This is a genomic window from Streptomyces sp. NPDC107654, from assembly GCF_055639035.1.
Map to the genome: position 1 here is coordinate 285,933 of NZ_JBVKBI010000008.1, position 12,581 is coordinate 298,513.

General features: G+C 73.1%; 11 protein-coding genes. 4 read left to right on the forward strand and 7 right to left on the reverse strand.

Annotated features, from left to right (window positions below; all coding sequences use genetic code 11):
* Positions 1-59: 59 nt before the first annotated feature.
* From ACZ7N4_RS17170 to miaA, 5 genes are all read right to left on the reverse strand, one after another.
* Positions 60-1,586 carry a M1 family metallopeptidase gene (locus tag ACZ7N4_RS17170; protein WP_471359119.1) on the reverse strand — a complete coding sequence of 509 codons (1,527 nt, stop codon included), beginning with the start codon at positions 1,584-1,586 and terminating at the stop codon, positions 60-62.
* An 82-nt stretch (positions 1,587-1,668) separates the two neighbouring features.
* Positions 1,669-4,017: a RelA/SpoT family protein gene (locus tag ACZ7N4_RS17175; protein WP_471359120.1), complete on the reverse strand. Its 2,349-nt coding sequence runs from the start codon at positions 4,015-4,017 to the stop codon at positions 1,669-1,671.
* A gap of 185 nt (positions 4,018-4,202) precedes the next feature.
* Positions 4,203-5,072 (reverse strand): diaminopimelate epimerase, encoded by an 870-nt coding sequence (dapF, locus tag ACZ7N4_RS17180; RefSeq protein WP_471359121.1) that lies wholly within the window; start codon positions 5,070-5,072, stop codon positions 4,203-4,205.
* A gap of 128 nt (positions 5,073-5,200) precedes the next feature.
* Positions 5,201-5,665, reverse strand: a complete 465-nt coding sequence (locus tag ACZ7N4_RS17185) for a hypothetical protein (RefSeq protein WP_471359171.1) — start codon at positions 5,663-5,665, stop codon at positions 5,201-5,203.
* Positions 5,666-6,063: 398 nt separating this feature from the next.
* Positions 6,064-7,002, reverse strand: coding sequence for a tRNA (adenosine(37)-N6)-dimethylallyltransferase MiaA (gene miaA, locus ACZ7N4_RS17190; protein ID WP_471359122.1), 939 nt, complete (start codon positions 7,000-7,002; stop codon positions 6,064-6,066).
* A 184-nt stretch (positions 7,003-7,186) separates the two neighbouring features.
* Between miaA and ACZ7N4_RS17195 the strand changes: the two genes are divergently transcribed.
* Both ACZ7N4_RS17195 and ACZ7N4_RS17200 read left to right on the forward strand, forming a co-directional pair.
* Positions 7,187-7,483 (forward strand): hypothetical protein, encoded by a 297-nt coding sequence (locus ACZ7N4_RS17195; RefSeq protein WP_471359123.1) that lies wholly within the window; start codon positions 7,187-7,189, stop codon positions 7,481-7,483.
* Positions 7,484-7,507: 24 nt separating this feature from the next.
* On the forward strand, positions 7,508-7,795 hold the full coding sequence (locus ACZ7N4_RS17200; RefSeq protein ID WP_471359124.1) for an antitoxin: 288 nt from the start codon (positions 7,508-7,510) through the stop codon (positions 7,793-7,795).
* A gap of 158 nt (positions 7,796-7,953) precedes the next feature.
* On the opposite strand, the gene ACZ7N4_RS17205 is transcribed toward ACZ7N4_RS17200, so the two are convergent.
* The gene (locus ACZ7N4_RS17205) at positions 7,954-8,676 is read right to left on the reverse strand and encodes a class III extradiol dioxygenase subunit B-like domain-containing protein (RefSeq protein WP_471359125.1); all 723 of its coding nucleotides are present in this window, start codon (positions 8,674-8,676) and stop codon (positions 7,954-7,956) included.
* A gap of 366 nt (positions 8,677-9,042) precedes the next feature.
* Positions 9,043-10,572: a tRNA (N6-isopentenyl adenosine(37)-C2)-methylthiotransferase MiaB gene (gene miaB, locus ACZ7N4_RS17210; protein ID WP_471359126.1), complete on the reverse strand. Its 1,530-nt coding sequence runs from the start codon at positions 10,570-10,572 to the stop codon at positions 9,043-9,045.
* A gap of 224 nt (positions 10,573-10,796) precedes the next feature.
* On the opposite strand from miaB, the gene ACZ7N4_RS17215 reads away from it, so the two are divergent.
* Positions 10,797-11,339: a regulator component gene (locus ACZ7N4_RS17215; RefSeq protein WP_471359127.1), complete on the forward strand. Its 543-nt coding sequence runs from the start codon at positions 10,797-10,799 to the stop codon at positions 11,337-11,339.
* The gene (locus ACZ7N4_RS17220; RefSeq protein WP_471359128.1) at positions 11,332-12,513 is read left to right on the forward strand and encodes an MAB_1171c family putative transporter; all 1,182 of its coding nucleotides are present in this window, start codon (positions 11,332-11,334) and stop codon (positions 12,511-12,513) included. The genes ACZ7N4_RS17215 and ACZ7N4_RS17220 overlap by 8 nt, the downstream gene beginning before the upstream one ends.
* Positions 12,514-12,581: the final 68 nt, after the last annotated feature.

Genomic DNA, 12,581 nt, shown 5'->3' on the forward strand with positions numbered 1-12,581 from the left:
GACCCGTGCGCGTGCCGACCCGTAGATGGTCGCACGGTACGGCCCGTCTCGTCACCGGGTTATCGCCGCACGCGGGGCTCGGCTGCCTGCGTGCGCGGCCGCGGCTTCCAGTCCGGGTGGCCGGGCATCGGCGGGGTCTTCTCGCCGTAGAGCCAGGCCTGGAAGAAGCCCCTCAGGTCGCGGCCGGAGACGGCCGCGGCCAGCCGCGCGAAGTCGCTGGTGGTGGCGGTGGTGTCCCGGTGTTCCTGGACCCAGATGCGCTCCAGCCGCTCGAAGGCGGGCGCGCCGATCTCCTGCCGCAGGGCGTAGAGGACGAGCGCGGCGCCGTCGTAGATGTTGGGGCGGAAGATGCTGATCTTCTGGCCGGGTACGGGCGGCTTGGGCCGGGCGGGCGGGCCGCCGGCCTCCCGCCAGCGGTCGGAGGCGCCGTAGGCGGCCTTCATCCGCTCCTCCATGGGCCGGTGCGCGGTCTCCTCGGCGTACAGGGCTTCGTACCAGGTCGCGTGGCCCTCGTTCAGCCAGACGTCGGACCAGCTGCGCGGGGTGACGCTGTCCCCGAACCACTGGTGGGACAGCTCGTGCACCATGACCGACTCGATGTACCACTTGGGGTAGGCGGGCTCGGTGAACAGGCCCTTCTCGAAGAGCGAGAGGGTCTGTGTCTCCAGTTCGAAGCCGGTGTCGGCCTGTGCCATGAGCACGCCGTAGGTCTCAAAGGGGTACCGGCCGACCTTGCTCTCCATCCAGGCGATCTGGTCGGGGGTCTTGGCGAGCCAGGGTTCGAGGGCCTTGCGGTCGCTCGCGGGTACGACGTCGCGCAGGGGCAGCCCGTGCGGACCCTCGCGGTGCACCACGGCGGAGCGGCCGATGGACACCTGGGCGAGTTCGGTGGCCATGGGGTGCCGGGTGCGGTAGGTCCAGGTGGTGGTGCGGCCGGCCCGGTCGGCTCCGGCGCGCAGGCCGTTGGCGACGGCGGTGTAGCCGTTCGGCGCGGTGATGCGGAAGGTGAACATCGCCTTGTCGGACGGGTGGTCGTTGCACGGGAACACCAGGTGGGCGGCGTCGGCCTGGTTCGCCATGGCGAGGCCGTCGGAGGTGCGTACCCAGCCGCCCTGCTCCTCGTCGTACACGGGGTCGCTGGTGTGCCGCACGGTGATCCGGGTCCAGCTGCCCTCGGCCAGGGGGTGCTCGGGGGTGACGACCAGGTCCTCGCCGGCGCGGGTGAAGCCGGCGGGACGTCCGTCGACCTCGACCGAGCGGACGGTGCCGTGCGCGAAGTCGAGGTTGAGCCGCTCCAGGTCGGCGGTGGTCCAGGCGTCGATGGTGGTGACGGCCTGCAGCGGCTTGTCGTTGGTGCCGGGATAGGTGAGGGACAGGTCGTACGAGGCGACGTCGTAGCCGGGGTTGCCCAGGTACGGGTAGAGCCGGTCACCGACGCCGAGCGGTTCGGCCGGGGCCGCGGCGGCGACGAGACAGACGGAGACGGCGGAGGCGAGCAGGGCCGCCTTGCGGCGTCGGCGGAGTGTGTGCCGGATCCCGCGGCGGGAGAGTCTCGGCCGGGTCCGGGGGCGGGGGGTGAGCGGCATGGACCATCGCTACCAGGGCGTGATCGCTCCGCGGCGGCGACGCGCGTCCGGCTTACCCGATCGGGTGGGCCGGACGCCGTCGTCAGGAGGCCGGTGCCTGGTGCTGGGCGCGGCTCACGTCGTACACCCCGGGGACGTCCCGCATGGCGCGCATCAGGGTGGGGAGGTGGGCGGCGTCGGGCAGCTGGAGGGTGTAGGTGTGGCGGACCCGCTGCTGGCTGGGCGGTTCGACGGTGGCGGAGACGATCTCGGCGCCCTGCAGGGCGATCGCCTCGGTGAGGTCGGCGAGGAGGTGGGGGCGGCCGAACGATTCAGCGATCAGGGTCACCCGGCACTCGGTGGTGTCTCCCCAGCGCACGCCGATCTCGTCGCGCCCCCTGTTCTTCATGTGTGCCACGGCCGCGCACTCCACGCGGTGCACGGTCACCACCCCGCCGCGCACCGCGAACCCGGTGATCTCGTCCGGCGGTACGGGCGTACAGCACCCGGCGAGCCGTACGGTGGCGCCGGGCAGGTCCGCGAGGACGTCGGCGCGGGGGCGGGGGGCGGGGGTGCCGTCCGCGGGGGGCGCGGGCGGGGCACCCGCGGGGTCACCGGGGCGGGCGGGGGCGGTGCCGTGGGTGGCGTCTTCGTGGGCGGCAGTGGCGGGGGCGGCGGCGCCGTGGGCGGGGGCGGGGCGGTTCTCGGTCGGGTGCCCGTCCGGTGCCGCGGCCGGGCGGGTGGCGTCGGTGGGTGCGGCGGGAGCGCCGTCCGGTCCGGACGTGTCGGTGCCGCCGCCGGGGTGGGCGGCCAGCCAGCGCTGGATGGCGATGCGGGCGGCCGGGGTGTGGGCGTGCTCCAGCCACTCGCGGGAGGGCTCGGAGGCCGGGTCCTGGCCCATGAGGAGCTGGACCGTGTCGCCGTCGCGCAGGACCGTGCTGAGCGTGGCCAGCCTGCCGTTGACGCGGGCGCCGATGCAGGCGTGGGCGTCCTCGCCGTACTGCGCGTAGGCGGCGTCCACGCAGGTGGCGCCCTCGGGGAGGCCGAGGGTGCCGCCGTCGGGGCGGAAGACGGTGATCTCCCGGTCCTGGGCGAGGTCCTCGCGCAGGGTGGACCAGAAGGTGTCGGGGTCGGGGGCGGCCTGCTGCCAGTCGAGGAGGCGGGAGAGCCAGCCGGGGCGGGTGGGGTCGACGCGCTCACCGTCGGCGGCGGAGGCGAGGTCGGAAGCGGGGGTGTCGGAGACGGACGGGTCGGAGGCCGGTGCGTACGGGTTGCCGAGGGCTACGACGCCGGCCTCCGCCACCTTGTGCATCTGGTGGGTGCGGATGAGGACTTCGACGACCTGGCCGTCGGGGCGGGCGACGGCGGTGTGCAGGGACTGGTAGAGGTTGAACTTGGGTACGGCGATGAAGTCCTTGAACTCCGAGACCACCGGCGTCATGCACGTGTGCAGCTCGCCGAGGACGCCGTAGCAGTCGGCGTCCTCGTTCACCAGCACCAGCAGGCGGCCGAAGTCGGAGCCGCGCAGCTGACCGCGCTTGCGGGCCACGCGGTGGACGGAGACGAAGTGCCGGGGCCGGATGAGGACTTCGGCGGGGATGCCGGCCTCGCGCAGCACCCCGCGCACCTCGTCGGCGACCTCGGCGAGGGGGTCGTCGGGGCGGGCGGCGTTCTCCGTGATGAGTTCTCTGGTGTGCTCGTACTCCTCGGGGTGGAGGATGGCGAAGACCAGGTCCTCCAGTTCCGTCTTCAGGGCCTGCACGCCCAGGCGTTCGGCGAGCGGGATGAGGACGTCACGGGTGACCTTGGCGATCCGCGCCTGTTTCTCGGGGCGCATCACGCCGAGGGTGCGCATGTTGTGCAGGCGGTCGGCGAGTTTGATCGACATCACGCGCACGTCGCTGCCGGTGGCGACGAGCATTTTGCGGAAGGTCTCCGGCTCGGCGGCGGCTCCGTAGTCGACCTTCTCCAGTTTCGTGACGCCGTCGACCAGATAACGAACCTCCTCGCCGAACTGTTCCCGCACCTGATCCAGCGTCACCTCGGTGTCCTCGACGGTGTCGTGCAGCAGAGAGGCGGTCAACGTCGTGGTCTCGGCGCCGAGTTCGGCGAGGATCAGGGTCACGGCGAGCGGGTGCGTGATGTACGGCTCGCCGCTCTTGCGCATCTGTCCGCGGTGGGAGGACTCCGCCAGGACGTAGGCGCGGCGCAGGGGTTCGAGGTCGGCGTCGGGGTGGTGGGCCCGGTGCGCCTCCACGACATGGCTGATCGCGTCGGGCAGCTTGTCGCGGGCGGCCGTGCCGAGCAGCGCGGCCCGGCCGAGCCGGCGCAGGTCGATCCGGGGCCGGGACTTCCTGCGCGCCGCCGCGGGCGCCGCGGACGCTGTGAGCGCTTGTGGCGTTGGGGGCGCTACCGGGCCAGCGGTCGCAGGGTTCGTGGCCTCCGCACTCATGGGCACCTCCGGCTCGTGGACCGGCGGACGGGGCCCCAGGGCGTACGCGGCTCAGGGTTGGCGACGTTCCCCCGTCCGTGCCGGTGCTTGATGCTATCGAGCCCACCACGCGCGACCGACCGCCTCTCGCCGAGCGTGAAACGGATCACCCATTCGAGCGATGGAAACGAGGTTTGGATTTTCGGTCAGCCGACAGCGTGAGCGAGCCAGTCGGCGTCGATCCCGCCCTCGGCGACGATCACGGCGGGCCCGGTCATCTCGATCTCGCCGTCGGGACGCTCCGTGATGACCAGGCGCCCGCCGGGCACGTCCACGATGTACGTCGCCGGGGTGCCGGTGACGGCCGGGTCGGTGCCATCGCGCCGGGCGGTGGCCACGGCGACGGCGCACGCGCCCGTGCCGCATGAGCGCGTCTCGCCTGAGCCGCGTTCGTGCACGCGCATGGCGACGTGACGGGGGCCGCGGTCCACGACGAACTCGACGTTCACCCCGTCCGGGTAGGCGGTCGCCGGGCTGACCGGCGGCGCGGTGTACAGGGTGCCCGCGTGCGCCAGGTCGGCGACGAAGGCCACCGCGTGCGGGTTGCCCATGTTCACGTTGCGCGCGGGCCAGCTGCGCTCGTCGACGGTCACCGTGACCTCGCCCTCGGGGAGGCGGGCGCGGCCCATGCCGACGGTGACGTCACCGTCCTTGGCGATGTGGACGGTCTTCACGCCCGCGCGCGTGGCGATCGTGAGGTCTCCTTCGGCCACATGTCCGGCGTACTGGAGGTAGCGCGCGAACACACGGACGCCGTTGCCGCACATTTCGGCGACCGAGCCGTCGCCGTTGCGGTAGTCCATGAACCACTCGGCCTCGGCGGCCATGGCCCGGGCCTCCGGGTGCGCGGCGGACCGTACGACGTGCAGCACACCGTCGCCTCCGATGCCCGCCCGGCGGTCGCACAGGGCGGCGACGGCGGCCGGGGACAGGTCGAGGGCGTTCTCGGGGTCCGGGACGATCACGAAGTCGTTCTCGGTGCCGTGCCCCTTGAGGAAGGCGATCCGTGTGCTCATTCCTCGATCGTACGGGGTGGGTACGACGGTCCCGGTCGTACGGGGTGCGTACGCCGGTGCCGTCCCGGCAGGGTCCGGCCTCGCGCGCCCCCAGCGGGTCCGGCGGCACCGGGGCCGTGCCGGCGGGCCTAGCGGAGCCGGGCCACGCGCCACACCGCGAGGACGACCACCACGATCACGAGGAGTACGTACCCGAGCACGACTCTCCAGTCCGGTCGGCGGCCGGAGCCGCGCGGGGGGAGGCCGGGCCAGGTGTAGCCCACCCGGCGGGCGGCCATCATGCCCCAGCCGGCCGCGCAGGAGCAGATCAGCAGGCCGAGCATGGCGATGACCGCGCCGCTGTCGCCGAAGTCGAAGGCGAGCGGGAAGGCGAACATCAGGGAGCCGACGGCGGCCAGGCCCACGATGGGGGCGAGCTGCCAGAGGCGCAGCCGGCGCTGCGGACGCAGTTCGACCTCGACCTCCGGGCCGCCCGGATACATCTCCTCGGGCTCCGGTCCGTCGTCGGTCACTCCGTCCGGGGTGTCGTCGGGACCGTCGTCGGTGAGACGGTCCTCGGCGAGAGGACTTCCGGGCAGAGGGCTTCCGGGCAGAGGGTCGCCGAGCAGGTCGTCGGACGGGCGGGCCTCAAAGAGGCGGTCACCGGAAGGACGGGCGTCAGGCGGGTGATCCCCGGACAGACGGTCGTCGGACGGGCTGTGGCCGGACAAATGGCCTTCAGGCAGGGCGGCGCCGGACGGAGCACTGTCGGACAGGGGGTCGTCGAGCAGGCCGTTCCGCGGTGAGCGGTCCTCGCCGGGGCGCGGCTCGTCACAGCACGGTCCGTCACCCTCTGTGGTGAGGTGCTCGGCACCCGGTGCGGTGTCGCGAGGGCCGGCCTCCATCGCCACGCGCCCTCCCAACTAGGCTCCACTTGGTCGATCGAAGCTCGATGATGGCACGGCGCCGAAGGCCGAGATGACCGGCGGCGCATCCCGATGCCATGACGTGATCAGGCTGTAACCGGTCGTTCGACCAACGCCAGGGCCTGCTGCGGAAGTTCCCCGCGGTCCGCCGCGGCCCCACTCAACCAGTGCACCCGGGGATCCCGCCTGAACCACGAATCCTGACGGCGCGCGAAGCGCTTGGTGGCACGGACGGTCTCGGCCCGCGCCTCCGCTTCGGTGCACTCCCCGGCGAGCGCCGCGAGCACCTGCTGGTAGCCGAGCGCGCGCGAGGCCGTGCGCCCCTCGCGCAGCCCCTGCGCCTCCAGTGCGCGCACCTCCTGCACGAGCCCCGCATCCCACATGCGGTCGACGCGCCGCGCGATGCGGTCGTCCAACTCCGGCCGGGCCACGTCGACGCCGATCTGGACGGTGTCGTAGACCGAGTCGTGGCCGGGCAGGTTGGCCGTGAAGGGCCGGCCGGTGATCTCGATCACTTCCAGCGCGCGGACGATACGGCGGCCGTTGCTCGGCAGGATGGCGCGGGCGGCCTCGGGGTCGGCGGCGGCCAGCCGGGCGTGCAGCGCGCCCGGGCCGCGCAACGCCAGTTCCTCCTCCAGCCGGGCCCGGACCTCCGGGTCGGTGCCGGGGAACTCCAGGTTGTCGACGGCACCGCGGACGTACAGGCCGGAGCCGCCGACGAGGATCGGCCAGCGGCCCTCGGCGAGCAGTGCGTCGATCCGCGCGCGGGCCAGCTTCTGGTACTCGGCGACCGACGCGGTGACCGTCACGTCCCAGATGTCCAGCAGGTGGTGCGGGACGCCGGCGCGCTCCTCGGGCGTCAGCTTGGCGGTACCGATGTCCATCCCTCGGTACAGCTGCATGGAGTCGGCGTTGACGACCTCGCCGCCGAGTTGCTGGGCCAGGAAGACGCCGAGATCGGACTTTCCGGCCGCGGTCGGTCCGACGACGGCGATGACGCGGGGGGCGGGGGGTGCACTGCTCACCGCACCAGTCTCGCAAACCTCCCGGTGAGGTCTCGAACGAGTTACGTGACGGTGCGCGTCCCAGGTCGTTGCCCGTGGCGAGGTACCGCCCTCCGGGGTGCCGGAGGGCGGTGGCCCGGGCGGCGCAACCGTACGCACCGGGCGACGCGGGAATTCGCCCGCACGAGTACCGTATGGAGTGGATATGGGCGTGTTTGCACGGCTTCTCGGCAGGTCGAAGGCGACTCCGGAGGCTTCGGACGCACCGGCGCACACCGGTTCGGAGCCGGCGGGAGCCGAGGCGGAGCAGGCCGAGGTGACGGTGCCGGCGAGCGAGGTCGGGACGGCGCAGGCCGAGGAGGCGTCCGGGGACGGGCACGGGGACATGGCCGTGCCGTCGGACTCCGGTGCGGACGACGCGTCCGAGGGTGCCGGGATCCCCCGGCAGCAGTCCGCCGGCGAGGCCGCCGACAGGGAAGCCGGCGAAGGCGCCCACAAATAACTGTCCCGCCAGGGAAGGTGGACCATGGGTCTGATGGACAACATGAAGGCCAAGCTGGGCCCGGCCAAGGACAAGGTGTCGGACCTCGCGCGGCAGCACGGGGACAAGGTCCAGCACGGGATCGACAAGGCCGCGAAGGCCGTCGACGAGCGGACCAAACACAAGTACAGCGACAGGATCCAGGCGGGCACCGGCAAGGCCAAGGAGGCGATGGACCGCCTCGCGCACAAGAGCGGCCCGGACGCGGCGCCCCACACCCCCACGACCCCGACCCGTCCGGCTCCGCCGGAGGGCCCACCGCCGGCGTCCTGAACAGCCGGCCGCCGGCCACCGTGCCGGTGGCCACGCGACCGGGGCGGTCTGTGAACCACAGGGCGCCCCGGACGCCGTCCGGGGTGGGTCCGGGAAGAACCCGTGCGGGGGAGCGGCGCCCTGGCCGACGGGTCCACGCCCAGGGCCAGGACCGTGGGTCAGGACCAGGTCGCCACCATGTACCCGACGCCGTACGGCGCGTCCTCGTACAGGAGGCCGCCGGTGAGGCCGGTCCGCTCGGCCGCGCCGGCCAGGATCTGCCAGGGGGCGCGGCCGGTCGCCTTCAGTTCCCGGGCCAGGCCGGGGTCCAGTGCACGCAGGGCGGACACGTCGGCCGCTGCGAGGGCCCGGGCGGCCTCCGCGTCGAAGGGGGCCGCCCGCTCGTCCAGGTAACCGGGTGCCTTGAGGGTGCGGCAGGCGCTGCCGTCCCCCATGACCAGCAGGGCCACCCGGCCGGCCCGGTCGGCCAGCTCGCGCCCGGTCTCGGCGCACCGCTCCGGTTCCAGCGTGTCCGGGACGGCGAGTCCCTCGATCGGGGCGTCGGCCCAGCCGGTCCGCTCCAGCAGCCACGCGGCGACGGCCAGCGAGGCCGGCAGCTCGCGCTCCGGGACGGGGCTGCCGACGGGGCCCGGGTGCCCCAGGTGTACGTCCAGGTCGACCCCGAAGCCTCGGAAGGCACCCGGGGAACCCTGCGGGTACCGGCCGACCCCGCTCTCCCCGGCGGTACCGACGACCACGAGCAGGTCGGGGCGGGCGGCGGCGAGCACACCGAGCGCGTCCGTGCAGGCCGCGCGCGCGGCGTCCAGTTCCGGGGCGGCACCCGCGGCGACCTCGGGCACGAGCAGCGGCGGGCAGGGGCATACGGCGGCGGCGACAAGCATGATCGGCAGCGTAACCCGGCGGGACGGCCGGGTGTCACTCCACGATCAGGAGGTCGGGGCTGCGTCGGAGCGATGCCGGAGGAACGCCTCGGGGTGACGTCGGAGCGCCGCCCGGAGGCTGCGCCGGCGTGAGGTCGTAGCACCCCTCGAAACCATGTCGGAGCACGTCGACGAGGGAGATCACCCCCAGGACGCGCACGACGGGCTTCACCCGCATGGGCTTGGCCGGCTCGGCTCGGTCACCCGTCGGCTTGCCCAGCTCGGCTTGGCCCCACTCGGCTTGGCCCCATCGGCTTCGCCGCCACGGGCCCACCGCGGGCCGGGCCCCGGGCGCAGCCGCCGGGCACGGACGGCTGCGCCGGCCCGTCAGTCGCAGCCGCAGCCGCTCCCCGTAGCCACCGGCAGCGGGGCCGGGGCGCCGATCTTGGGGAGGCCGAGCATGACGCCCGCCGGCTTGGCGGCCGCCGCGGCGTTGCGCTTCTCCCAGGCGTCCCCCGCGCGCGTGCGGCGCACGTCGAGGACCGGGCCCTCGGCGAGGAGGTGGTGCGGGGCGGCGTACGTCACCTCGACCGTGACCACGTCACCGGGGCGGACCTCCTGGTCCGGCTTGGTGAAGTGGACGAGGCGGTTGTCGGGGGCGCGGCCGGAGAGGCGGTGGGTGGCGCCGTCCTTGCGGCCCTCGCCCTCGGCGACCATCAGGTCCAGGGTGCGGCCGACCTGCTTCTTGTTCTCCTCCCAGGAGATCTCCTCCTGGAGGGCGACCAGCCGCTCGTAGCGCGCCTGGACGACCTCCTTGGGGATCTGGTTCTCCATGGTCGCGGCGGGGGTGCCGGGGCGCTTGGAGTACTGGAAGGTGAAGGCCTGCGCGAAGCGGGCCTCGCGGACGACGTGCAGCGTCTGCTCGAAGTCCTCCTCGGTCTCGCCGGGGAAGCCCACGATGATGTCGGTGGTGATCGCGGCGTGCGGGATGGCGGCCCGCACCTTCTCGATGATCCCCAGGTAGCGCTCCTGCCGGTAGGAGCGGCGCATCGCCTTCAGGACGGTGTCCGAGCCGGACTGCAGCGGCATGTGCAGCTGGGGCATCACGTTCGGCGTCTCGGCCATGGCCGCGATCACGTCGTCGGTGAAGTCACGGGGGTGCGGAGAGGTGAAGCGGACCCGCTCCAGGCCCTCGATGTTCCCGCAGGCGCGCAGCAGCTTGCCGAAGGCCTCACGGTCGCCGATGTCGGAGCCGTAGGCGTTGACGTTCTGGCCGAGCAGGGTGATCTCGGAGACGCCCTCGCCGACGAGGGCCTCGATCTCGGCGAGGATGTCGCCGGGGCGGCGGTCCTTCTCCTTGCCGCGCAGGGTCGGGACGATGCAGAAGGTGCAGGTGTTGTTGCAGCCGACGGAGATCGACACCCAGGCCGCGTACGCGCTCTCGCGGCGGGTCGGCAGCGTGGAGGGGAAGGCCTCCAGCGACTCGGCGATCTCGACCTGCGCCTCCTCCTGGACGCGGGCGCGCTCCAGCAGGACGGGCAGCTTGCCGATGTTGTGCGTGCCGAAGACGACGTCCACCCAGGGCGCCTTCTTCACGATGGTGTCGCGGTCCTTCTGCGCGAGGCAGCCGCCGACCGCGATCTGCATGCCGGGGCGCGAGGTCTTCTTCGGCGCGAGCCGGCCGAGGTTGCCGTACAGCCGGTTGTCGGCGTTCTCCCGGACCGCGCAGGTGTTGAAGACGACGACGTCCGCGTCGCCGTCCGACCCCTCGGGGGCCCGCACGTACCCGGCGTCCTCCAGCAGACCGGCCAATCGCTCGGAGTCGTGGACGTTCATCTGGCACCCGTAGGTGCGGATCTCGTAACTCTTGGGGGCGGGAACGTCCACTGCCGGGCTCCGGTCGCTGCTGCTGGTCATGCTTCAAGGGTAGGTGGTGCCGGAAGGCGCTCCGCCCGCCTTGTCCGGACGGGCCGCCGCCGGTGACCCGGTCCGCCGCCCGCACCCGGCAAGGGAAGGATTTCGCCAAAGCGAGACCAAAAGGCCCGGCAGACGTGTTCAAGGTGGTGCGTGACCTGCTTATGTGTGAGCCACACCTTGTCCGCTGGAGACGGGAACTGGTTCCTCGCCCGGGAGTTGGAGATTTGGCCATCCGCGTACGGCAGGTGAGGAGAACCGGGGAGTTCGCCGCGCTGCAGCGCCGTTGTGCCGCGATCCTGCGTGATCTCGGAGTGCCTCGGTCGCTGTCCCTGGACGCGGTCTGTGCGCGGGTGGAGGAACTCAGAGGCCGTCCGCTCGTGCTGCGGGAGCTGCCCGAGGAGGCGGCGGCGAGCGGCGCCTGCGGGCTCTGGCTGGGCACGGACAACGCCGACTACGTGTTCTACGAGGCCCGGACCGCCCCGCTCCACCGCGAGCACATCATCCTGCACGAGATCGGTCATGTGCTGTGCGACCACCACCGGAGCCTCACGGACGACGGTGGCGACCTGACGGATCGCCTCCTGGAGGGCCTCCAGCCGCACCTGGTCCGGCGGGTGATGGCCAGGACGAGTTACACGACCACCGAGGAGCAGGAGGCCGAGATGATCGCCAGCCTGATCCAGAGCGCGGGGACGGCCGGTCCGGTCGCCGGTCCGCTGGGGCGGCTCGGCGCGTTCCTCGGGGTGACGGCGGACGCCGGTGAGTGAGCTGGCGGCGCAGGTCGGACTCGCCAGCGTGCTGGCCTTGTGGTTCGCCCTGGTCTGGCGGGCCCGTGGCGCGCTGCGCCGGCCCAGCCTGCGCGGACTGTGGATCACCGTCCTGGCCGCGACCACCGCGATCACCCTCTTCCAGCCGCGGGTCGTCGCCTGGTTCACGTCCGCCGGCATCGACGTCCACACCGTGTCCCTCACCCGCAACCTGATCGGCGTCCTCAGCGCGGGACTGGTCCTGCTGTTCGTGATCGACTCGAGCCGTACTCCGCGTCTGCGCCTTCTGGTGGCGGTGGGGATGACGGCCGCCCTGGTCTCACTGCTCGTACTCGACCTGCTGCGGGTGGACCTCGGGGGCACGGGGGCGGCGGCCGCCCAGCGGCCCGCGTCCGCCTCCTCCGCCTACTGGCTGATCCTCATCGCCGCCCACCTCGCCGGGGACGCCGTCGCCGTCGTGGTCTGCTGGGGGTACAGCCTGCGGACGACGGAGCGTGACCTCGTCTGGTCCCTGCGGCTGTTCGCGGCGGGCAGCGTGCTCGCCCTCGTCTTCTGGTCCGGTTACCTGTTCCACCTCTACGACCCCGCCCCGGAGCTGCTGCCCTGCCTGTCCGTGATCATGGGCGTGCACGGCTTCCTGCGGGCGGCGTCCCTGCTGGTCCCCTCCGTGACCGCGCTGGCCCGGTCGGCCACCGCGCTGCGGACCACATGGCAGCTGTGGCCGCTGTGGCACGACCTGGTGACGGCGGTGCCCCACGTGGCCCTCGCCCGGCCCCGCCGGACCAGGCTCCAGGAAGTGCTGTGGCCGCGGTATCCGCCCGCGCTGCTGGCACACCGGCAGACCATCGAGACGTACGACGCGCTGCTCACGCTGCAGCAGTACGTCCAGCCGGACGCCTACGAGCGGGCCCACCGGCTCGCCCGGCAGGCGGGCGTACGGGACGACCGCCTCGCGTCCGCGGCGCTCGCCGGAGCGGTGGGGCAGGCGCGGCGAGCCGTCCTCGTCGGCGTACCCCCGTCCTCCGTCGCCCACCCGCTGCCGGGGGTGACGCACGGCAGCTCCGTCACCCTGCTGGGAATCGCCCGGATGTGGCCGTCCATGACGAACGTGCTGCCTTGCCGGGAGCGGTCGTCGTCGGCGCAGCAGGACAGTGGAGCCGGGCGTGGGGGGTGAGGGCCGGGCGAGACGGCGGCCCCGGCCGAGCCGCGGGCGGGCGTGAGCCGGACCGGGGAGCGCGGTCA